This window comes from Sphingomonas sp. DC5200-1, assembly GCF_049897245.1.
GTDB lineage: Bacteria > Pseudomonadota > Alphaproteobacteria > Sphingomonadales > Sphingomonadaceae > Sphingomonas > Sphingomonas aquatilis.
The window spans coordinates 440,810-461,487 of the sequence record NZ_JAFCVW010000002.1; the positions used below are offsets into that span (position 1 = coordinate 440,810).

The following is a 20,678-nucleotide window of genomic DNA, read 5'->3' on the forward strand; positions in this document are numbered from 1 at the left end:
TGAAGGTCGGGTAAAGCCCGGTGCAAGAATATGTGAACCATCCTTACTTTGCGGTTCCACCGCCATCGGCGTATGGGAAGACCGTTATGGACGACACGGATTTCCAGCTGCCCGCCCCCCTGTCCGCGCGGCGCATCGTCGTCGCCATGTCGGGCGGCGTCGACAGTTCGGTGGTGGCGGCGCTCGCCGCGCGCACCGGCGCCGAGACGATCGGCGTGACCTTGCAGCTTTACGATCATGGCGAGGCGACGGGACGCTCGGGCAGCTGCTGCGCGGGCCGCGACATTCGCGACGCACGCGCGGTGTGCGACCGGCTGGGCATCGCGCATTACGTCTTCGACCATGAAAGCCGTTTTCGCGAGACGGTGGTCGATACCTTCGCCGACGCCTATCTCGCCGGCCAGACGCCGATCCCCTGCGTCCAGTGCAACACCGGCCCCAAATTCACCGACCTGCTCGCTTTGGCGCGCGATCTCGGTGCGGACTGCCTTGCGACCGGCCATTATGTCCGTCGCGTCGAAGGGGCCGCGGGCGCCGAGTTGCATCGCGGCGCCGATCCCGCGCGCGACCAGAGCTATTTCCTGTTCGCGACGACGCAGGATCAGCTGGATTATCTGCGCTTTCCGCTGGGCGGCCTGCCCAAGGCGCGGGTGCGCGAGATCGCGGCGGAGATGGGCCTTTCGGTCGCTGGCAAGCCGGACAGCCAGGATATCTGTTTCGTCCCCGACGGCGATTATGCCGGGCTGGTGCGCAAGCTGCGGCCCGAGGCGGACACGGCAGGCGATATCGTCGACCTCAACGGTACGAAGCTTGGCAACCATCGCGGCATCATCCACTTCACCGTCGGCCAGCGCCGCGGCCTCGAGATCGGCGGCAGCCCGGAGCCGCTCTATGTCGTGCGCGTCGATGCCGCGAGTCGGCAGGTCGTCGTCGGCCCCCGCGCGGCTTTGGCGGTGGCGGCGGCGCGGCTGAGCGGGGTGAACTGGATCGGCGGCGACCATGACGGGCCGCTCACCGCCAAGGTGCGCTCGATGGCCAAGCCAGTGCCGGCGCGACTGGCGGGCGACCGCCTGCTGTTCGATGCCCCCGAATATGGCGTCGCCCCGGGCCAGGCGGCGGTGCTCTACGCCGGCGACCGGGTGCTCGGCGGCGGCTGGATCGCAGCGACCGAGGCCGCAGCGCTCGCGGCGGCGGCATGACCGTTTCGATCGCGGCGCTGCAGGCGGAGATGGAGGCAGCGGCGGAAGCGCTCGATTTCGCGCGCGCCGCGGAATTGCGCGACCGCATCAGCCTGCTGCGCGTCGGCGGCGAGGACGCGGACCCGGCAGGCCTGACACGCCAGCAGCCCGGCGCGATGGGCCTCGGCACGAGTCGCCAGCAGGTCGAACCGCCGGCGGGATGGGTGAAGCCGAAGAAGCCCGATCCGATGACCAAGGGGCGGAAGCGGTAGACCCTCCCTACCCACGCCGTCATTCCCGCGCAGGCGGGAATCCAGAACCGCTAACGGCGCGGCTCTTTCGTGAGGTCCGCGCGTCTGGATTCCCGCCTCCGCGGGAATGACGTTGGTTATGAAACGGGGACCACCCTACGGCAGCAGGAACGTCCCCTCGATCACCGTCACGCACGCCCCGCCCAGCACCACACGCTCGCCCTCCAACGCGCAGGACAACAGCCCGCCGCGCTTGCTCGCCTGATACGCCGTGAAGCGATCCCGCCCCAGCGTCTGCGCCCAATAGGGCACGACCACCGCATGCGCCGCGCCGGTCACCGGGTCTTCGGAAATGTCGTAATAAGGCGTGAAGGCACGGCTGACGATGTCTGTCGCCTGCCCGCGCGCGGTGACGATCGCAACGATCGGGCCCTCTGCGGTCAGCGCGCGATCGTCCGGGCGGACGGCGCGCACCGCCGCCTCGTCGGCGAGCACGACCACGGCATAGCCCTTGTCATGCCACAGCGTCTCGACCGGGTCAGTCACACCCAGCGCCGCAACGACGCCATCCAGCGGCTTCGCGCTCGGCCCCCATGCCGGCAGCGCCACGCGATAGCGGTCGCCATCGCGCGCCACCTCCAGGATGCCGGCCTGCCGCGTCGCGAAGCGCACCCGCGTCAGCGCCGGGTCGGACGACAGCACGAAATGCCCGCTCGCCAGCGTCGCATGGCCGCACAGTGCCACCTCGGCGGCGGGGGTGAACCAGCGCAGATCGAAATCGGCGTCCTCCCCGTCGTGCGGCACGATGAAGGCCGTCTCGCTGAGGTTATTCTCGCTCGCGATCTGCTGGAGGACGTCATCGGCGAGCCACGCGGCGAGCGGCATCACCGCCGCCGGATTGCCGCCGAACGCGCGTTCCGCAAAGGCATCGATCTGGGCGAAGGGGATGCGCATCAATAGCCGACCCGCTTGCCGAACCAGTGCGGCGTCACGTCGGCCTCGACCAGCGGATTGTCGGTATCGACATGGCCTTCGGGATCGAGGTGGATCAGCACCTCAACCTTCGGGAACATCTGTCTGAGGTTGCGCTCGACGCCCTCGACGATGTCATGCGCCGCGCCGACCGTCAGGTTGCGATCGACCTCCATGTGGAATTGCGCGAAATCGTGGCTGCCCGATCGGCGCGTGCGGAAATCGTGGATGCCCTTGAGGCCCGGCTGGCGCGCGGCGACGTCGAGGAAGGCGGCGCGCTGATCCTCGGGCCATTCCTTGTCCATCAGCTGGTCGATCGCGTTGGACGACGCCTGGAACGCCCCCCAGGCGAGCCACAGCGCGATCGCGATACCGAAGATCGGATCCGCCTTGTGCCAGCCCAGATACTGGTCGACCACCAGCGCCAGGATCACCGATCCGTTGAGCAGCACGTCGGACTGATAATGGACGTTGTCCGCCATGATCGCGACCGAGCCCGTCGATCGGATGATGCGGCGCTGATACCAGAGCAGCACGATCGTCGCGACGATCGCGATCAGCGACACGCCGATGCCGAATTCCGCATCCGCCGTCGGCCCGTTCTCACCCAGCGCGGTGATCGCGCGCCATGCGATGCCCGCCGCCGATGCGGTGATCAGCGCGACCTGGAACAGGGCCGCCAGCGCCTCCGCCTTGCCATGGCCGAAGCGGTGATCGTGATCCGCCGGCGTCGCCGCGAGTCGCACGCCGTACAGCGTCACGAGGCTGGCGAGCAGATCGAGCGCGGTGTCGGCCAGACTGCCGAGCATCGCAACCGACCCGGTGTGCCAGGCCGCGAAGCTCTTCAGCGCCAGCAGGAAGCAGGCCATGCTGACGCTGGCGAGCGCGGCGCGGGTCGCCAGCGGCAGGAAACGGCGTTGTTCGTCGCGCGTCATGGGAACAGCAATCCTTCGGTCCAGCCCGTATCGGTCCGCGTGAACAGGCGGCGTTCGTGCAGCCGATGCGCGCGATCCTGCCAGAATTCGATCGTCTGCGGCGTCACGCGATAGCCGCCCCAATGCGGCGGACGGGGCACGTCGCCGCCCTCGAACCGGGCCTGCATCTCGGCGAAGCGCGCTTCGAACGCCTCGCGCGTATCGAGCGGCCGCGACTGGTCCGATGCCCAGGCGCCCAGCTGCGAATCGCGGCCGCGCGACGCGAAATACGCATCCGACTCGGCGTCGGTCGCTCGGGTCACCCCGCCCTCGATGCGAATCTGCCGGCGCAGCGACTTCCAGTGGAACAGCAGCGCCGCCTTGGGCAACGCCGCCAGATCGCCCGCCTTGCGGCTTTCGCGATTGGTATAGAAGACGAAGCCGTCGGGGCCATGCCCCTTCAGCAGCACCATGCGCACCGACGGCTGCCCGGCGGCATCGACGGTCGCGAGCGCCATCGCATTGGGGTCATTGGGTTCGCTGTCTTTCGCCTCGGCATACCAGGCATCGAACAGCGCGAAGGGATTGTCGGCCATGGCCGGCCCCTTAGCGGAAAAACATGCCAAGGGAAAATTCCTCCCCCGCCAGGGGGAGGTGCCAGCGCAGCTGACGGAGGGGGAGGACAGCGGTGTCCTATAAAATGACGTGCGCCGTTCACCTCCCCCTCCGTCACGGCTTCGCCGCGCCACCTCCCCTGGCGGGGGAGGACTTGGGGGGAACGACTCTTTCTCCCATGAATTGAATCGCTTCCGCAACGGAAAGCCCTCGCAATGCCCGCACGCGCCTATTGGCAAGGACAGATCCGGCTCGCGCTGGTGTCGATACCGGTCGAAATCTATTCGGCGACGAAAAGCGGTGCCAGCGTCGCCTTCAAGCAGATCCACGAACCCAGCGGCAAGCCGATCCATTACGAGAAGGTCGTCACCGGCGTCGGCCCCGTCGACACCGACGAGATCATGAAGGGCTATGAGGTATCGAAGGGCGAGTTCGTGCTGTTGGAGCAGGACGAGATCGACGCGGTGAAGCTCGAATCGAAAAAGACGCTGGAGCTGACCCAGTTCGTCGACGCCGACGAGATTCCCGTCCTCTATTATGAAAAACCCTATTTCGTCGTGCCCGCCGACGATCTGGCCGAAGAGGCGTTCATCGTGCTGCGCGAGGCGCTGCGGCGGACGAAAAAGGTGGGCCTGGGCCAGCTGGCGATGCGCGGACGCGAATATGTCGTCAGCCTGAAGCCATGCGGCCGCGGCATGGTGCTGGAAACGCTGCGCTACGCCGACGAGGTGAACAAGGCGCAGAGCTATTTCCGCGAGATCCCCGACGCCAAGCCCGACAGCGAATTGCTCGACCTTGCCGAAGCGTTGATCGACAAGAAGAGCGCTGCCTTTGATCCGCAGGAATTCCACGACCGCTACGTCGATGCGCTGAAGGACCTGATCGAGCGCAAGCGCAAGACGAAGGGCAAGGTGATCGAGGAGGTCGACGACGACACACCCGCCAAGAGCAGCAACGTCGTCGATCTGATGGCGGCGCTGAAGAAGTCGATGGAGAAATCGGGTGGGTCGGCAGCTAAGGCCGCGCCGGCGAAAAAGCCCGCCGCGAAGAAGGCCCCGGCCAAACGCGCCCCGGCGAAGAAACGTGCCTGAGACGGACCCGCTCGCGCGCTATAACGCCAAGCGCGATTTCGCGAAGACGGCGGAGCCGGCGGGTACGCTCGCGCCGGGCAACGGCAATAGCTTCATCGTCCAGAAGCATGACGCCACCCGCCTCCATTGGGATTTCCGCCTCGAAGCGGACGGCGTTCTTAAAAGCTGGGCAGTAACGCGCGGCCCCAGCCTCGATCCCGACGAAAAGCGGCTCGCGGTGCGGACCGAGGACCATCCTTTGTCGTATGCGACGTTCGAAGGCACGATCCCCGAAGGCGAATATGGCGGCGGCACGGTGATGCTGTGGGACCGCGGCACCTGGGCGCCGGTCGCGGGCAAGTCCGCCAAGGACATCGAGAAGGGCCATCTCCATTTCGTTCTCGATGGCGAGCGAATGAAGGGCGAATGGCTACTGATCCGCCTCAAACCGCGCGGTAAGGAGAAGCGCGAGAATTGGCTGTTGCGTAAGATCGACGACGCTCACGCCGGCGGGACGGACACGTTGGTCGAGGAAGGCCTCACCAGCGTCGCAACCGGCCGCACGATGGCGGAGATCGCCGACGGTAAGTCCTCCCCTGCTCCGCGGGGGAGGGGGACCGCCCGCGCAGCGGGTGGTGGAGGGGCAGCCCCGCACGCGACGCGTGCGAAAAAGGGCAAGAAGGCCAAACTCCCCGCCTTCCAGAACCCCCAACTCTGCACCTTGGTCGACAGCGTGCCCGCCGCCGCCGGCTGGCTGCACGAGATGAAATACGACGGCTATCGCGCCCTCGTCGCGGTCGCGGATGGGGCGGCAAGGGTCTACACCCGCAACGGCCTCGACTGGACGGACAAATTTGGGGGGATAGCAGAGGCCGCCGCCGCCCTCCCCGTGTCCTCCGCGCTGATCGACGGCGAGATCGTGGCGTTCAAGGACGGCAAGCCCGATTTCTCGACGCTGAAGGACGCGATCGGTGCAGGCGGCGCGATGACGCTGTTCGCCTTCGATCTGCTGTCGCTCGACGGCGAGGATGTGACCGGCCTGACGACGGTCGAGCGCAAGGAGCGGCTGCGCGGCATCGTCGGCGACGACGGACGCCTGCAATTCTCCGAACACGTTCTCGGGTCGGGCGAGCAATTGTTTGATGCGATGTGCCGCGAGGGGATGGAGGGCGTGGTGTCGAAGCGCGCCGACGCGCCCTATACCGGCGGCCGCAACCGGACGTGGCTGAAGGCGAAATGCACCCGTCGCCAGGAATTCGTCATCCTCGGCTGGGTGCCGTCCGACAAGCGGCGGGGGTTCAAGTCACTGCTGCTGGGTGTGCGCGAAGGCGATGGCAAGACCGGGGGGTGGCGCTACACCGGCAAGGTCGGCACCGGCTTCGATACCGCGACGATGGACGATCTGGCCGAACGCCTTGCGACGCTCAAGACGGACGCACCACCGGTCGACGCGACCGCATTGAAGCCCTTCCGGGCCGCCCTCCGCGGCGCGCGCTGGGTTCGCCCCGAATTGGTCGCGGAGATCGCCTTTGCAGAGACGACGCCCGATGGCCTGCTGCGCCACGCGAGCTTCCTGGGCCTGCGCGGCGACAAACCCGCCGATACGGTCGTCGCAGAAGTGCCCGACCCCGCCCCCGACCAAGGCGACACGCCGGAAATCCACGTCAAGGTCAGCAATCGCGACCGCGTGATCTTCCCCGAAAGCAACGTCACCAAGGGCGAGCTCGCCGATTATTACGCCGCGCTCAGCCCGATCATGCTGCCCTGGGTCGCCCGCCGCCCGCTCAGCCTTGTCCGCTGTCCACAAGGCCGCGCCAAACAATGCTTCTTCCAGAAGCACGACGCGGGCAGCTTCGGCGAACACGTCCACCATGTCGACGTCCGTGAAAAGGACGGCAGCGTCGAACCGTATCTGTATGTCGACAGCGCCGACGGCCTCGTCGCCTGCGTGCAGATGGGGGGCATCGAGTTCCACGGCTGGGGGAGCCACGTCGACGCGATCGAGATGCCCGACCGGCTGGTGATCGATCTCGACCCCGACGAGGGCCTGGGCTTCGCGGACACCAAAGCGGCGGCCGATCACGTCCGCGCACAGCTTGCCGAGATCGGCCTCGTCAGCTTCCCGTTGCTGTCGGGCGGCAAAGGCGTCCATGTCGTCGTGCCGCTCACGCCCCAGGCGGAATGGCCAGCCGTGAAAGATTTTGCCGACCGCTTCGCGCGCGCGCTGGCCGCGGTGGAGCCGGACCGCTTCGTCGCGGTCGCGACCAAGGCGAAGCGCAAGGGCCGCATCTTCATCGACTATCTGCGCAACCAGCGTGGCAGCACCGCGATCATGCCCTATTCGGCGCGGGCCCGGGCCGGCGCACCGGTGTCGGCGCCCGTGTCGTGGACCGAGCTGCGCGACATCGACACGGCGGCGCGCTGGACCGTATGCGACGCGGACGAATTGCTGAAGCGCGCGACGTCGCGGGCGCTGGCCGGCTGGGGCGTGGCGGATCAGGTGCTGCCGGACGTGTAAGGCGTTCAATTCCTCCCCCGCCAGGGGGAGGTGGCACCGCGAAGCGGTGACGGAAGGGAAGGATACGGCTTACCGGTCGAGCGCGGAACCGCCCCCTCCACCATTCGCTTCGCGAACGGTCCCCCTCCCCCGGCTTTGCCGAGGGAGGACGTGACGGCACATCCCTGTTGCATCCGCCCCAGCATGTGTAGACGGTGCGCCGCACCAAAGGCGGGGGACGAACGGACAGCGATGGCGACGCAGGCGGCGCCCATATTCGATGCCGAGACGCATGCCCGGCGCTGGATCGCCGACTATTGCGCGCGTACGCGCGGCGGCGACGTGTTGTGCGACAGCGGCGATCCTGCCTGGGCAGCGATGTTCGCCGAACTCGCCAGCGTCGCCTCCGACGACCTCGACCATGTCCGCGAACGCGTGCGCCGCCATGCCGCCGACATCGGCACCGGTTTTCGCATCATCGGCGAGGCGGACGAGCGCCCCTGGCCGGTTAGTCCAGTGCCGCTGCTGATCGAGGCAGACGAATGGGCCGGCATCGCCCGCGGCGTCACGCAGCGCGCCGAGTTGATGGAGACGGTGATCGCCGATCTCTACGGCCCGCAGCGCCTGGTCGAGCGCGGATTGATCCCGGCGGCGCTCGTCACCGGCAGCCCCTATTTCCTGCGGCCGATGGTGGGGCTGGATCCGCCGGGCGGCAAGCATCTGCACTTCATCGCGATCGACCTCGGCCGCGGGCCGACCGGCGAATGGCGCGTGCTCGCCGATCACCTGCGCGCGCCCGCAGGCGCCGGCTATGCGCTCGAGAATCGGCTGGCGGTCAGCCGCACGCTCGGCGGATTGCAGGCGCGGCTCAACGTGCAGCGGCACGCGCCCTTCTTCGCCGCCTTCCGCGCCGGCATCGCCGCCATGTGCCGCCGGGCCGACCCACGCATCGGCCTGCTGACACCGGGGCGGTACAACCCCAGCTATCCCGAACAGGCGCATCTCGCGCGCTATCTCGGCCTGCTGCTCGTCGAGGGCGCGGATCTCGCCGCGCTGGAAAACCAGCTCTACGTCCGCACCATCGCAGGCCTCAAGCGCATCGACGCGCTGTGGCGACGGGTCGATCCGCGCATGCTCGATCCGCTGGCGTTCGATTCGCACTCGCAGATCGGCGTCGCCGGTCTCATCGATGCCTATGCCGCGGGCAATGTCGTGCTGTCGAACGCGCCGGGCGCAGGCGTGCTGGAGGCGCCGGCGTTCGGCGCCTTCCTGCCGCAGCTCGCGACGCGGTTGCTGGGCGAGAGCCTGCATCTGCCCAATATCGCGACCTGGTGGTGCGGCCAGCCGACCGAGCGTGCGCGCGTGGCCGAAGACCTCGATCGCATGCTGATCGGCACCGCCTTCGGTCCCACCCCGCTCGGATTGCCGCAGGGGCGCACCGTGCATGGCGGCGAGCTGGACGACGATGCCAGGGCGATCCTCCTCGCCGACATGGACCGGCGCCCGCAGGATTATGTCGGGCAGGAGATCGTCCGCCTGTCGACCATGCCCGTCGTCATCGGCGATACGTTGGAACCGCGCCCCTTCACGCTGCGCGTCTTCGCGGCGCGCGACGCGAGCGGCGGCTGGACTGTCATGCCCGGCGGCTTCGCCCGCATTGGCGAGGCGACCGACCCACGCGCCAGCGTGCTGGGCGAAGGCCTGTGGTCCGCCGACGTCTGCGTCCATGGGGCCGAGGCGGTGGAGCCCGTCTCGCTCCTTCCCGCCCCCGATTCGCACAACGTCCGCCGCAACCCCGGCACATTGCCCAGCCGCGTTGCCGACAATGTCTATTGGCTCGGCCGTTACCTGGAGCGCGGCGAGGCGCTGCTCGCGGCGATCCGCGTGATGCTGGGCCATTCGATCGCGGCGGACGGCGGCGCGGCCTTGTCCGACGCCACCGTCGCCAAGCTGGTCGGATTGATCGCGGGCAATGGCGCCGCGCCCCATCCCGATTCGATGCGCCGCGGCGACCTCACCGCCTTCGCGCGCACCGCGATGGAGGACGAGGCCTGGCATTCGGTCGCGAAGATCAACCGCCTGGCCCGCGGCATCGGCGAAGGATCGCGCGACCGCCTGTCCGCCGACATGATGCGGCTGCTCGAAGCGCCCTTTCCCACCCACCGCGGCATGCTCGACCGGGCAGGCTCGCTCCAGCGCCGCTATGCCGCGATCCTCGGCCTGTCGGCGGAGCATATGGGGCGCACCGCGGCCTGGCGCTTCCACGACATCGGCCGGCGTATCGAACGCGCCATCGCGATGACGCGCGCGCTGCGGCTGTTCGGCATGCCCGGCGCGACCGCGGACGATCTGTCGACCCTGCTCGACCTCGCCGACAGCCAGATCAGCTATCGCCAGCGGTATCTGACCGGCATCGCGCGCGTCCCCGTCGTCGATCTCGTCGCGCTCGATCCCGGCAACCCGCGCAGCCTCGCCTATCAGGCCGAGCGCATTACCCAGCGGCTCGCCGACCTGCCCGTCCTGAGCGACGACGGCATGCCCGAACCGCAGCAAAGCCACGCCGCCGCGCTCGCCGCGACGCTGGCGATGACCGATGCGGCGGCGATCGACGCCGATGCGCTCGGCGATATCGAGCGGCGCCTTGCGCAATTGTCCGACGCGATCGCGCGCCGCTACTTCCTGCAAGGTGCCGAGCCGTTGCGCGCCGTCGGGCTTACCCTGGCATGACCACGCACCCGATGCGCTACGACGTCCGCCACGTCACCCGGTTCGACTATGGCGGCAACGTCAAGTTCGCGCGCTGCAACCTGCGGCTCAAGCCGATCGACTGGCCGGGGCAGGTACTGGAGGATTACCGCCTGACCGTCGAGCCCGCCGGGCGGACGAGCACCGGCCTTGCCGAAGCGGGCCTCGCCCATGTCACGCGGCTGGTGGTCGACACGCCAGTGCGCAGCCTGACGATCGAGAGCGTCGCGCGGCTGACGGTCGACCGGCTGGTGCCGGTGCCCGCCGCCGACGACCCGACGCTGGGCGAGATCGCCGCGCTGGCGCTGGCAAGTCGCGACCTGTCCGCGGCGGGACCGGCCAATTACCTGTTCCCCTCGCCGCTGATCCCGCTCGACCGCGCCATCGCGGACTATTGCGCGGAAGATCTGTCGCCCGGCCGCGGCAGCCTGGAGGCCGGGATCGCGCTCGCCCGCCGCATTCAGCGCGATTTCGCCTTTGATCCGCACGCGACGCTGGTCGACACGCCCCCGCGCGAGGCGTTCCGGCAACGCAAGGGCGTGTGCCAGGATTTCGCGCAAATCATGATCACCGGCCTGCGCGCCGCCGGCCTGCCCGCGGCCTATGCCAGCGGCTATATCCGCACCATCCCACCGGAGGGACAGCCGCGGCTGGTCGGCGCCGATGCAACGCATGCCTGGGTGTTGTTGTGGTGCGGCCCGGTGCTCGGTTGGATCGGGCTCGATCCCACCAACGGCATCTGGATGGCGGGCGACCATATCGTGATGGCGGTGGGCCGCGACTATGCCGAGATCGCGCCGGTCGATGGTGTGGTGCTGGGCTCGCAGGCGCAGAGCATGTCGGTCAGCGTGGACGTGGCGCCGCTCGCCTGACCCCTAGTTCGTCATCCCGGCGAACGCCGGGATCCATGGACAGGAAGCCGCCGACGTTGCGCGCGCCATCGGCCTCATCGCGACCATGGATCCCGGCGTGCGCCGGGATGACGAAGGTTAGGGAGCCGAGACTACTTCGTCACCGCATTCGCGTTACCGACATCCTCGTCCGTATCCCCATCGCCGGTGCCGGAATAATCCATCCCGCTCTGCCCGCCATGGCCCAGGAAGCCGCCGCCGACCCCGTCGCGGTCCTTCGCATCCTTGCCCGTATGCGGATTGGGATAGGCACCCCCGTTACTCTCGCTCGCGGATTTGCCGCCCGGCGCCTCGACGCCGTCGTTCGATCCGCCGCGATCCGTGCTCATCGCCTGCGTGGGCTGTGTGTCGGTCATCGTCGCTCTCCTCAATGACCCACCAACGAAGCAGCCACCGATTGCGTTGCGGCGCGGCCTCCCCCACATAGGTTCATAATACACCAACGGGGAACCAATGGCCGATCCATATCAGACTTTGGGCGTCGCGCGGGGCGCGTCCGAGGCCGACATCAAGAAGGCGTATCGCAAGCTCGCCAAGGAGCTGCATCCCGACCGCAACAAGGATAATCCGAAGGCGGCCGAACGCTTCAGCCAGGTAACCGGCGCCTACGACCTGCTGACCGACAAGGACAAGCGCGCACGCTTCGATCGCGGTGAGATCGACGGCGACGGCAACCCCGCCTCGCCCTTCGGCTTCGGTGGCGGCGCGCGGCCTGGCGGCGGGCGCACCAATGCCGGCGGCGGCTTCAGCAGCGCCGGCTTCGAATTCGGCGCCGGCGACGCCGACATGAGCGACATTTTCGAAGGATTGTTTGGCGGCGCACAGCGCGGCGGTGGTGGCGGCTTCGCCAGCGGCTTCGGCCGGCGCCCGCAGCCCAAGGGCGCGACGATCACCTACCGGTTGCAGGTGCCCTTCGTCGATGCAGCGACGCTGGCGCCACAGCGCGTGACGCTGGGCGACGGCAAGGCGATCGACCTGAAGCTGCCCGCCGGCGTCGAGACGGGCACACAGATGAAGCTCGCCGGCAAGGGCGAACCCGGCCCCGGCGGCGCGGGTGACGCGATCGTCGCGATCGAGGTGCAGGGCCATCGCTTCTTCACACGCGACGGCGACGACGTGCGGCTCGACCTGCCGATCACGCTCACCGAAGCGGTGAAGGGTGGCGCGGTGCGCGTGCCGACCGTCGACAAGGCGGTGATGCTGACGATCCCCAAGGGCACCAGCTCGGGCAAGACGCTGCGCCTGAAGGGCAAGGGCTTCCACAAGAAGGACGGCAGCCGCGGCGACCAATTGGTCACCCTGATGATCGACCTTCCGTCCGATGATGCAGCGTTGCAACAGTTCGCCGACGGATGGCAGGACCCACGGAACCCGCGCGCCGCGATGGGCGTCTGACGGGGGTAGTGACCGATACGACAGCCCTGACCCCCGAAGCCCGTGCGCATCTGCGCAAGGGCGCCCGTCATCAACTGGCCAAGCTGAAGCCCGGCCCCGCCGCGATCGAGGTCGTGAAGCGGGCCGGACTCGGCGTGTTCAACGACGGCTTCATCCACGCCGGCAACCTCGCCTATCTCGCGCTGATGACGGTGTTCCCGTTCTTCATCACCGCGGCGGCGGTGCTGTCGTTGCTGGGTCAGAGCGCGGAAACGCAACGCGCGGTCAGTTCCTTCCTCCACGTCCTGCCGCCCAACGTCGCCGATATCCTGCGCAAGCCGATCGCCGACGTACTCGTCGCGCGGACGGGATCGCTGTTGTGGCTTGGTGGCCTTGTCGGTCTGTGGACCGTCGGCAGCTTCGTCGAAACGATCCGCGACATCTTCCACCGCGCCTATGGTGTGAAGGCCAGCGTGCCCTTCTGGCGATCACGCCTGTCGTCGTCGGGCGTCATCATCCTGTCCGTCATCATCGCGCTGATGAGCTTCCTGGTGCAGGGTATCCTGACCGCGGCCGAACAGTTCATCTATCGCCTGCTGCCTTTCGCCCGCGACGCCGCGGGCTGGGTCGGCCTGTCGCGACTGATCCCCGGCCTCATCATGTTCGGGGCGCTCTATCTGCTGTTCTACTCGGTAACGCCGGGCAAATATCGCCACAGCGACTGCCCGAAATGGCCGGGCGCGCTGTTCACCGCAGGCTGGTGGGTCAGCATGACCGCGCTGTTGCCGCTCGTGCTCAGCCAGCTGGGCGGCTACGACCTCACCTACGGCAGCCTCGCGGGCGTCGTCGTCATGCTGCTGTTCTTCTATCTGATCGGTCTGGGCCTCGTCTTCGGCGCCCATCTCAACGCAGCACTGGCGGAACCCCCCGAACCGGCGCTACAGGAGGCCGCGACCACAGAATGAGGTAATGAGCGGGTGACGGGTTTGATGGCAGGCAAGCGGGGGCTGATCATGGGCCTCGCCAACGACAAGTCGCTGGCCTGGGGCATTGCCAAGCAATTGTCGCAGCAGGGCGCGGAACTTGCCTTTTCCTATCAGGGCGCCGCGATGGAAAAGCGCGTGCGTCCGCTCGCCGAACAGCTCGGCGTCGCCCGCCTGTTCGATTGCGACGTGTCGGACATGGCGGCGCTGGATGCGACCTTCGCGGCGCTGGCGCAGGAATGGCCGACGATCGACTTCGTCGTCCATGCGATCGGCTTTTCCGACAAGTCGCAGCTGCGCGGCAAGTTCTACGACACCACGCTCGACAACTTCCTGATGACCATGAACATTTCGGCCTATTCGCTGGTTGCCGTGGCGCAGCGTGCGCGCGCGATGATGCCGCAGGGCGGGTCGATCCTGACGCTCACCTATTATGGCGCGGAAAAGGTCATTCCGCATTACAACGTCATGGGCGTCGCCAAGGCCGCGCTGGAGACGAGCGTGAAGTATCTGGCGGTCGACCTCGGCCCGGAAAACATCCGCGTCAACGCCATCTCGGCCGGCCCGATCCAGACATTGGCGGCGCGCGGCATCGGCGACTTCAACTACATCCTGAAGTGGAACGAGCTGAACAGCCCGCTGCGTCGCACCGTGACGATCGAGGATGTCGGCGGCGCGGGCGTCTACATGCTGTCCGACCTGTCGGCGGGCGTCACCGGCGAAATCCACCATGTCGACGCCGGCTATAACGTCATCGGCATGAAGGCAGAGGACGCGCCCGACATCGCGCTGGCGTGATGCCGACGATCCGCCCCGCCGCTGGCCGCGACGTCGCCGCGATCGACGCGCTACTGCGCGACTGTTTCCCGGCGCCCGACGAGGCGACGCTGGTCCGCGACCTGTGCGTGGAGGGCGACATGGTGCTCGTCCTCGTCGCCGAGATCGACGGTGCGCTCGCCGGGCTCGTCGCGTTCAGCCGGATGCGGGTCGACGTCGGCGGCAAATCCGTTGCCGCGGTCGCGCTGGCGCCGCTCGCCGTCGCGCCGGAATGGCGGCGGCAGGGCGTGGCGGAGGCATTGGTCGCCGCCGGGGTCGAGCAGTTGGAGGCGGCGGGTATAGTGCTCTGCTTCGCGCTCGGCGAACCGGCCTTCTACACCCGTTTCGGCTTCGCCACCGATGTCGCGAGCGGGTTCGCGTCGCCCTATGCGGGCGACTATTTCATGGCGCTGCCGTTGCAAGGCGGACTGATCCCGTGCGGCGTGCGGGGCGAGGCGGCGCATGCACCCGCCTTTGCGCGACTGGGGGCAACGCAATGAGCATCAACAGCTTCGGCCATCTGTTTCGCTTCACCACTTGGGGCGAAAGCCACGGTCCGGCGATCGGCGCGGTCGTCGATGGCTGCCCCCCGGGAATCGCCTTGAGCGAGACCGACATCCAGCCCTGGCTCGACAAGCGTCGCCCGGGCACCAGCCGCTTCACCACGCAGCGGCGCGAGCCCGATCAGGTGCGCATCCTGTCCGGCGTGTTCGAGGGCAAGACGACCGGCACGCCGATCAGTCTGATGATCGAGAATGTCGACCAGCGTTCGAAGGATTATTCCGAGGTCGCGCTCGCCTATCGCCCCGGCCATGCCGATTACGCCTATGACGCAAAATATGGCTTTCGCGACTATCGCGGCGGCGGGCGGTCGTCGGCGCGCGAGACGGCGAGCCGGGTCGCGGCGGGCGCGGTGGCGCGCGCAGTGATCCCGCAGGTCAAAATCCGCGCTTGGGTCGAGGCGATCGGCGGCGACCGGATCGATTACGCCGCATTCGACGATGCGCAGATCGACGCCAACCCCTTCTTCTGCCCCGACGCTGCCGCCGCCGCCCGCTGGGAAGCGATCGTCGATGCGGCGCGCAAGTCCGGGTCGTCCGTCGGCGCGGTCGTCGCGTGCGAGGCGACGGGCGTGCCGGCCGGCTGGGGCGCACCTCTCTATGCCAAGCTGGACAGCGAACTCGCGTCGGCCTGTATGAGCATCAATGCGGTGAAGGGCTTCGAGATCGGAGACGGCTTCGCCGCCGCCGCGCTGACCGGCGAACAGAATGCAGACCCGATGCGCGCCGGCAATACCGGCCCCCGCTTCCTCGCCAATCATGCGGGCGGCATTGCGGGCGGCATCGCCACCGGCCAGCCGGTCACCTTGCGCGTCGCGTTCAAGCCGACCAGTTCGATCCTGACCCCCGTCGACACGATCACGCGCACCGGCGAGGAGACGCAAATCGCCACGAAAGGCCGCCACGACCCCTGCGTCGGCATCCGCGGCGTGCCCGTCGTCGAGGCGATGACGGCATTGGTTTTAGCCGACCAAGCGTTGCTTCACCGGGGCCAGATGGGCGGCTGAGGCCGCGAAGGGAGGAACACTCTCCATGCTAACCCGTTGGGGTCAAGCAATTTTTGCAGGAGAGAACAATGCGTAAGGTCCTTCCGTTCATGGCAGCTGCCATGCTGATCCCGACCGCCGCTTTCGCCCAGACCACGATGGGCGGTTCGACCATCGGCTCCATGGGTGGCCAGACGACGGCCACGTCGCCGACCGACCAGAGCACCACCACCACCACGACGCAAAGCCGTTCGTCCAAGTCGATGAAGCGTGGCCGTAGCGGCACCGCCGGCATGAACGGCAGCACGACCGGCACGACGAATTCGACGACGACCACCACCCCCGCCCCGGGCACGACCGACACGATGGGCAACATGACCGGCACCGGCACGGGTAGCACCACCGGTACGATGGGCGGCACCGGCACGACCGGCACCATGGGCGGCACGTCGACGACGGGTACGATGGGCGGCACCATGGGTGGCACCACCGGCACCACCACGCCGACCCCGTAATCTTTGGCTAACGCCTCAAAAAAAGAGGGCCGGGTGGCTTGGCTACCCGGCCCTTTTTCGTGTCGTCAGTCGGCGAAGGGATCGCGGACCAGGATCGTGTCCTCCCGTTCGGGGCTGGTCGATACCAGCGCAACCGGGCAGCGGATCAGCTCCTCGACGCGGCGGATATACTTGATCGCCTGCGCCGGCAGGTCTGCCCAGCTGCGCGCGCCGGCGGTCGATTCCTGCCAGCCTTCCATCTCTTCGTAGATCGGCTCGACATTCGCCTGATCCGCGGCATGCGCCGGAAAATAGTCGAGCTCCGCGCCATTCAGGCGATAGCCGGTGCAGATCTTCACCGTCTCGAACCCGTCGAGCACGTCGATCTTGGTCAGCGCGATGCCGGTAATGCCGCCGACCGCGGCCGACTGACGCAGCAGCACGGTATCGATCCAGCCGCAGCGCCGCTTTCGCCCCGTTACCGTGCCGAACTCATGGCCGCGCTGTCCCAGCCTCTCACCGGTCTCGTCGTCCAGCTCGGTCGGGAACGGCCCCGATCCGACGCGCGTCGTATAGGCCTTGGCGATGCCGAGCACGAAGCCGACCGCCGCCGGCCCTAGGCCCGAACCGCCCGCCGCAGTGCCCGCGATCGTGTTCGACGAGGTGACGAACGGATAGGTGCCATGGTCCACGTCGAGCAGCACACCCTGCGCGCCTTCGAACAGGATGCGCTTGCCGCGGCCGCGCGCCTCGTTGAGGTCGCGCCACACCGGCTTGGCGAAAGGCAGGACGAAGCCCGCGATCGCGCGCAGTTCCTCGAGTAGCCCCGCCCGGTCGATCGGCGCCGCGCCGAACCCCGCGCGCAGTGCGTCGTGATGCGCCAGCAGCCGGTCGAGCTGCGGCCCCAGATCGTCAAGATGCGCCAGATCGCACACGCGGATCGCGCGGCGACCGACCTTATCCTCGTACGCCGGACCGATGCCACGGCGCGTGGTGCCGATCTTGCCCGCGCCCGAGGCATCCTCGCGCAGCCCGTCGAGGTCGCGGTGCAGCGGCAGGATCAGCGCGCAGGTGTCGGCGATGCGCAGCGTCTCCGGCGTCGCTGAGACGCCCTGCTCGCCCAGCCGCTCGATCTCGGCCTTCAGCGCCCAGGGGTCGAGCACCACGCCATTGCCGATGACCGACGGCGTGCCGCGCACAATGCCCGAGGGTAGCAGCGACAATTTGTAGACGTTCTCGCCGACGACGAGCGTGTGGCCGGCGTTGTGCCCGCCCTGGAAGCGCACGACCATGTCGGCGCGCTCGGCGAGCCAATCGACGATCTTGCCCTTGCCCTCGTCGCCCCATTGCGCGCCGATGACTGCTACGTTGGCCATGGATACAGGTCTCCGCCTGCCGGCGTGATCCCCTGCGCCCTTCGACAGGACTCGGCGCAACGGATGGTCCTGAAATACGAGCGCGCAGCTACCGGCATGCGTGCGGCGGGTCAACCGGGTAGTGGTAGATCCCCCTCACCCTCCTAGGCTGGCAAAGGGTGAGGGCGAGGACGAAACGATCGTTGGAACTAGAGCGCCCGCGCCGTACCGTCTGCGTACACATGCGTCGCCAGCTGCGCCTCGGGCGTATCGTTCGCCTCCAACGCCGCGACCGTCACCCAGCCCGCCGCGCGCATCGCCGCGCCCGCCTCGGCAGGCGTGCCGAAGGGGAGAAACAACCGCCGCCGCTCGACCGGACCAGCGGTCGCCAGAATCGCGTCGGCGTAGAGCGAGAAGCCAGTGGCTGCTTCTTCCGCACCGCGTTCGTGCATCACCGTATAGGTCCCGCCCCGGCCCACCTCGCGCGGCGCCCCGGCGATGAACAGCGAGAACCCCAGCCACGTCTGATATTCGAAGCCATGCCGCTCGGTCGGATCGAGCGTCAGCGTGACGCCCTCCCCCAGGCCGGCCGCGATCGCGGCAAGGCCATCGAGCCGGCTCGCCAGCACGCCATCACGATCAAAGGCGCGCAGTCGCTCCAGCGCCGACGCGAACGGCCCCGCCGCCTCGACCAGCGGCAGATAGTCCGGCGCCAGTGCCGCCACCGCGCCGGCATCCTTGGCGTCCAGCCGCTCGCGCAACGTATCGATCTTGTCCGCCGCGACCGGGAATGGCCCGGCAGCCAGCGTATCGACCAGGTCGGGCAAGGTGAAATCGATCGACAGGCCGCTCGCCCCCGCCGCGGTCAGCGCCGACACCGCGACCGCCACCACTTCCTGCGCTGCGGGGATCGAATCGAGGCCGATCAGCTCGCAGCCGATCTGCCGCCATTCGCGCGCCGGTGCGAGTTCGGGACTGCGCAGCTTCAGCACCGGCCCGGCATATGACAGGCGCACGGGCCGCGGATGATGCCCCATCCGCGTCGCGGCGATGCGCGCGATCTGCGCGGTCACGTCCGGCCGGATCGCCAGCGTCCGCTGCGACACGGGATCGACGTAGCGCACCGCATCGGTCAGCGCGCCGTCCTTCAACCGCGATCCCAGCGCATCGGCATATTCCACCAACGGCGGATCGGCGCGTTCATAGCCGTAGAGGCGCGCCGCCTCCAAGGCGCGCGCCTCGATCGCCGCGGCGGCATCGGCATGGGGCGGCAGGCGGTCGCGAAAACCTTCGGGAAGCAGGGGAGTCATGATCACGCCGCCCTATCGCCAGCCGCGGGACCGGGCAACGCCGTATCGCGGCGCCGCCCGGCCCATCATCAGAACGCCAGGCCCATTGCGGTCTTGACGCCCGGCAGCGCCTTCACCTTCGCCAGCAGGTCCGCGCTCACCGCTTCGTCGACCGACAGCAGCAGCACCGCCTCACCGCCTGCCGAACGGCGGCCGAGGTGGAAGGTGCCGATGTTGACGCCCGCCTCGCCCAGCGTGGTGCCGAGGCGACCGATGAAGCCCGGCGCGTCCTCGTTGACGACATAGAGCATGGGACCGGCGAGATCGGCCTCCACCTTGATGCCGAACAGCTCGACCAGGCGCGGCGCCTGATCGCCGAACAGCGTCCCCGCGACCGAGCGCTCGCCGTCCGCGGTCTTCACCGACACGCGCAGCAGCGTGTGGTAATCGCCCTCGCGCTCGGTCCGCACCTCGCGCACCTCGACACCACGATCGCGGGCGAGCAGCGGCGCGTTGACCATGTTCACCGTGTCGGTCTGGTTGCGCAGGAACCCGGCGAGCACCGCGCTGACGATCGGCTTGGCGTTGAGGTCCGCCGCCGCGCCTTCGGTATGCACCGAGATGCGGCTGATCGCGCCGGTGGTGAGCTGCCCGACCAGCGAACCCAGCTTCTCCGCAAGCGCCATGTACGGCTTCAGCTTCGGCGCTTCCTCGGCCGACAGGCTCGGCATGTTGAGCGCGTTGGTGACGCCGCCCGACACCAGGAAGTCGGCCATCTGCTCGGCGACCTGAATCGCCACGTTGACCTGCGCTTCGGTGGTCGACGCGCCCAGGTGCGGCGTGCTGACGAAGTTCGGCGTGCCGAACAGCGGCGACGCCTTGGCCGGCTCCTCGACGAACACGTCGAGCGCGGCGCCGGCGATATGCCCCGAATCGAGACCCGCCTTCAGCGCCGCCTCGTCGATCAGGCCGCCGCGCGCACAATTGATGATACGCACGCCCTTCTTCGTCTTGGCGAGATTCTCGGCCGACAGGATGTTGCGGGTCTGGTCGGTCAGCGGCGTGTGCAGCGTGATGAAATCGGCGCGGGCGAGCAGTTCGTCGAGCGTCACCTTCTCGACGCCCATCTCGATCGCACGTTCGGGGGTTAGGAACGGGTCGAACGCCACGACCTTCATCTTCAGGCCGCGCGCGCGGTCGGCGACGATGCTGCCGATATTGCCGGCACCGATCAGGCCCAGCGTCTTGGCGGTCAGCTCGACGCCCATGAAGCGGTTCTTTTCCCACTTGCCCGCCTGCGTCGAGGCATCCGCCTCGGGCAGCTGACGGGCGAGCGCGAACATCAGCGCGATGGCGTGTTCGGCGGTGGTGATCGAATTGCCGAACGGCGTGTTCATCACCACGACGCCTTTGGCGCTCGCCGCGGGGATATCGACATTGTCGACGCCGATGCCGGCGCGGCCGACGACCTTCAGGTTGGTCGCGTGCTCGAGGATGTCTTTGGTGACCTTGGTCGAGCTGCGGATGGCGAGGCCGTCATACTGGCCGATGATCGCCTTCAGTTCGTCCGGCGTCTTGCCTGTGATCTCGTCGACCTCGACGCCGCGCTCGCGAAAGATCTGCGCGGCCTTGGGGTCCATTTTGTCGCTGATGAGGACTTTGGGCATA

The 20,678-nt window shown here is 68.1% G+C and carries 19 protein-coding genes; 12 read left to right on the plus strand and 7 right to left on the minus strand.

The window, feature by feature from the left end; translation table 11 throughout:
* The first annotated feature begins 86 nt into the window (after positions 1-86).
* Entirely contained in the window at positions 87-1,199 is a 1,113-nt protein-coding gene (gene mnmA, locus ACP7A3_RS05220) for a tRNA 2-thiouridine(34) synthase MnmA (protein WP_426255085.1), read from the plus strand.
* A complete protein-coding gene (locus tag ACP7A3_RS05225; protein WP_426255084.1) occupies positions 1,196-1,450 on the plus strand; it encodes a UvrB/UvrC motif-containing protein in 255 nt (84 codons plus the stop codon). The genes mnmA and ACP7A3_RS05225 overlap by 4 nt, the downstream gene beginning before the upstream one ends.
* 135 nt (positions 1,451-1,585) lie before the next feature.
* On the opposite strand, the gene ACP7A3_RS05230 is transcribed toward ACP7A3_RS05225, so the two are convergent.
* The 3 genes from ACP7A3_RS05230 to pdxH are packed head-to-tail and all read right to left on the minus strand — an operon-like array spanning position 1,586 to position 3,911.
* Complete coding sequence (locus ACP7A3_RS05230; RefSeq protein ID WP_426255083.1) at positions 1,586-2,383, minus strand: PhzF family phenazine biosynthesis protein; 798 nt, start codon at positions 2,381-2,383, stop codon at positions 1,586-1,588.
* Positions 2,383-3,336 (minus strand): cation diffusion facilitator family transporter, encoded by a 954-nt coding sequence (locus ACP7A3_RS05235; protein ID WP_017979898.1) that lies wholly within the window; start codon positions 3,334-3,336, stop codon positions 2,383-2,385. The genes ACP7A3_RS05230 and ACP7A3_RS05235 overlap by 1 nt, the downstream gene beginning before the upstream one ends.
* The gene (gene pdxH / locus ACP7A3_RS05240; RefSeq protein WP_426255082.1) at positions 3,333-3,911 is read right to left on the minus strand and encodes a pyridoxamine 5'-phosphate oxidase; all 579 of its coding nucleotides are present in this window, start codon (positions 3,909-3,911) and stop codon (positions 3,333-3,335) included. Before pdxH ends, ACP7A3_RS05235 begins: the two co-directional genes overlap by 4 nt.
* A 234-nt stretch (positions 3,912-4,145) precedes the next feature.
* On the opposite strand from pdxH, the gene ACP7A3_RS05245 reads away from it, so the two are divergent.
* From ACP7A3_RS05245 to ACP7A3_RS05260, 4 genes are all read left to right on the plus strand, one after another.
* On the plus strand, positions 4,146-5,021 hold the full coding sequence (locus ACP7A3_RS05245) for a Ku protein (RefSeq protein ID WP_426255081.1): 876 nt from the start codon (positions 4,146-4,148) through the stop codon (positions 5,019-5,021).
* Positions 5,014-7,518, plus strand: coding sequence for a DNA ligase D (ligD, locus tag ACP7A3_RS05250; RefSeq protein WP_426255080.1), 2,505 nt, complete (start codon positions 5,014-5,016; stop codon positions 7,516-7,518). The genes ACP7A3_RS05245 and ligD overlap by 8 nt, the downstream gene beginning before the upstream one ends.
* 231 nt (positions 7,519-7,749) lie before the next feature.
* Positions 7,750-10,224: a circularly permuted type 2 ATP-grasp protein gene (locus tag ACP7A3_RS05255; protein ID WP_426255079.1), complete on the plus strand. Its 2,475-nt coding sequence runs from the start codon at positions 7,750-7,752 to the stop codon at positions 10,222-10,224.
* Positions 10,225-10,235: 11 nt separating this feature from the next.
* A complete protein-coding gene (locus tag ACP7A3_RS05260; protein ID WP_426255337.1) occupies positions 10,236-11,114 on the plus strand; it encodes a transglutaminase family protein in 879 nt (292 codons plus the stop codon).
* A 131-nt stretch (positions 11,115-11,245) separates the two neighbouring features.
* On the opposite strand, the gene ACP7A3_RS05265 is transcribed toward ACP7A3_RS05260, so the two are convergent.
* Complete coding sequence (locus ACP7A3_RS05265; RefSeq protein ID WP_288414145.1) at positions 11,246-11,509, minus strand: hypothetical protein; 264 nt, start codon at positions 11,507-11,509, stop codon at positions 11,246-11,248.
* Between the two features lie 97 nt (positions 11,510-11,606).
* Here ACP7A3_RS05265 and ACP7A3_RS05270 point away from each other — a divergent pair, with 97 nt between their 5' ends.
* The 6 genes from ACP7A3_RS05270 to ACP7A3_RS05295 all read left to right on the plus strand — a co-directional run bounded on the left by ACP7A3_RS05270 (position 11,607) and on the right by ACP7A3_RS05295 (position 16,387).
* Complete coding sequence (locus tag ACP7A3_RS05270) at positions 11,607-12,548, plus strand: DnaJ C-terminal domain-containing protein (protein WP_043061215.1); 942 nt, start codon at positions 11,607-11,609, stop codon at positions 12,546-12,548.
* Entirely contained in the window at positions 12,506-13,492 is a 987-nt protein-coding gene (locus ACP7A3_RS05275) for a YihY/virulence factor BrkB family protein (protein WP_147036657.1), read from the plus strand. The genes ACP7A3_RS05270 and ACP7A3_RS05275 overlap by 43 nt, the downstream gene beginning before the upstream one ends.
* A 24-nt stretch (positions 13,493-13,516) precedes the next feature.
* On the plus strand, positions 13,517-14,308 hold the full coding sequence (gene fabI, locus ACP7A3_RS05280; RefSeq protein ID WP_017979907.1) for an enoyl-ACP reductase FabI: 792 nt from the start codon (positions 13,517-13,519) through the stop codon (positions 14,306-14,308).
* Positions 14,308-14,826: an N-acetyltransferase gene (locus ACP7A3_RS05285; RefSeq protein WP_331361504.1), complete on the plus strand. Its 519-nt coding sequence runs from the start codon at positions 14,308-14,310 to the stop codon at positions 14,824-14,826. The genes fabI and ACP7A3_RS05285 overlap by 1 nt, the downstream gene beginning before the upstream one ends.
* Positions 14,823-15,893: a chorismate synthase gene (gene aroC / locus ACP7A3_RS05290; RefSeq protein WP_426255078.1), complete on the plus strand. Its 1,071-nt coding sequence runs from the start codon at positions 14,823-14,825 to the stop codon at positions 15,891-15,893. The genes ACP7A3_RS05285 and aroC overlap by 4 nt, the downstream gene beginning before the upstream one ends.
* Before the next feature lie 68 nt (positions 15,894-15,961).
* Positions 15,962-16,387 (plus strand): hypothetical protein, encoded by a 426-nt coding sequence (locus ACP7A3_RS05295; RefSeq protein WP_426255077.1) that lies wholly within the window; start codon positions 15,962-15,964, stop codon positions 16,385-16,387.
* Between the two features lie 65 nt (positions 16,388-16,452).
* On the opposite strand, the gene ACP7A3_RS05300 is transcribed toward ACP7A3_RS05295, so the two are convergent.
* The 3 genes from ACP7A3_RS05300 to serA form a co-directional block, all read right to left on the minus strand.
* Complete coding sequence (locus ACP7A3_RS05300; protein WP_017979911.1) at positions 16,453-17,742, minus strand: adenylosuccinate synthase; 1,290 nt, start codon at positions 17,740-17,742, stop codon at positions 16,453-16,455.
* Positions 17,743-17,930: 188 nt separating this feature from the next.
* Positions 17,931-19,031, minus strand: a complete 1,101-nt coding sequence (locus ACP7A3_RS05305; protein WP_426255076.1) for an ATP phosphoribosyltransferase regulatory subunit — start codon at positions 19,029-19,031, stop codon at positions 17,931-17,933.
* A gap of 68 nt (positions 19,032-19,099) precedes the next feature.
* Positions 19,100-20,677, minus strand: a complete 1,578-nt coding sequence (gene serA / locus ACP7A3_RS05310) for a phosphoglycerate dehydrogenase (RefSeq protein WP_017979913.1) — start codon at positions 20,675-20,677, stop codon at positions 19,100-19,102.
* Position 20,678: the final 1 nt, after the last annotated feature.

Bases quoted from the DNA above. Each gene is read 5' to 3' on its own strand.
- pdxH (WP_426255082.1), bottom strand. From the start codon at position 3,911: ATGGCCGACAATCCCTTCGCGCTGTTCGATGCCTGGTATGCCGAGGCG.
- mnmA (WP_426255085.1), top strand. From the start codon at position 87: ATGGACGACACGGATTTCCAGCTGCCCGCCCCCCTGTCCGCGCGGCGC.
- aroC (WP_426255078.1), top strand. From the start codon at position 14,823: ATGAGCATCAACAGCTTCGGCCATCTGTTTCGCTTCACCACTTGGGGC.
- ACP7A3_RS05235 (WP_017979898.1), bottom strand. From the start codon at position 3,336: ATGACGCGCGACGAACAACGCCGTTTCCTGCCGCTGGCGACCCGCGCC.
- ACP7A3_RS05270 (WP_043061215.1), top strand. From the start codon at position 11,607: ATGGCCGATCCATATCAGACTTTGGGCGTCGCGCGGGGCGCGTCCGAG.
- ACP7A3_RS05225 (WP_426255084.1), top strand. From the start codon at position 1,196: ATGACCGTTTCGATCGCGGCGCTGCAGGCGGAGATGGAGGCAGCGGCG.
- ACP7A3_RS05230 (WP_426255083.1), bottom strand. From the start codon at position 2,383: ATGCGCATCCCCTTCGCCCAGATCGATGCCTTTGCGGAACGCGCGTTC.
- ACP7A3_RS05265 (WP_288414145.1), bottom strand. From the start codon at position 11,509: ATGACCGACACACAGCCCACGCAGGCGATGAGCACGGATCGCGGCGGA.
- ACP7A3_RS05255 (WP_426255079.1), top strand. From the start codon at position 7,750: ATGGCGACGCAGGCGGCGCCCATATTCGATGCCGAGACGCATGCCCGG.
- ACP7A3_RS05275 (WP_147036657.1), top strand. From the start codon at position 12,506: ATGGCAGGACCCACGGAACCCGCGCGCCGCGATGGGCGTCTGACGGGG.
- ACP7A3_RS05300 (WP_017979911.1), bottom strand. From the start codon at position 17,742: ATGGCCAACGTAGCAGTCATCGGCGCGCAATGGGGCGACGAGGGCAAG.
- ACP7A3_RS05305 (WP_426255076.1), bottom strand. From the start codon at position 19,031: ATGACTCCCCTGCTTCCCGAAGGTTTTCGCGACCGCCTGCCGCCCCAT.
- serA (WP_017979913.1), bottom strand. From the start codon at position 20,677: ATGCCCAAAGTCCTCATCAGCGACAAAATGGACCCCAAGGCCGCGCAG.
- ACP7A3_RS05285 (WP_331361504.1), top strand. From the start codon at position 14,308: ATGCCGACGATCCGCCCCGCCGCTGGCCGCGACGTCGCCGCGATCGAC.
- ACP7A3_RS05260 (WP_426255337.1), top strand. From the start codon at position 10,236: ATGCGCTACGACGTCCGCCACGTCACCCGGTTCGACTATGGCGGCAAC.
- ACP7A3_RS05245 (WP_426255081.1), top strand. From the start codon at position 4,146: ATGCCCGCACGCGCCTATTGGCAAGGACAGATCCGGCTCGCGCTGGTG.
- ACP7A3_RS05295 (WP_426255077.1), top strand. From the start codon at position 15,962: ATGCGTAAGGTCCTTCCGTTCATGGCAGCTGCCATGCTGATCCCGACC.
- fabI (WP_017979907.1), top strand. From the start codon at position 13,517: ATGGCAGGCAAGCGGGGGCTGATCATGGGCCTCGCCAACGACAAGTCG.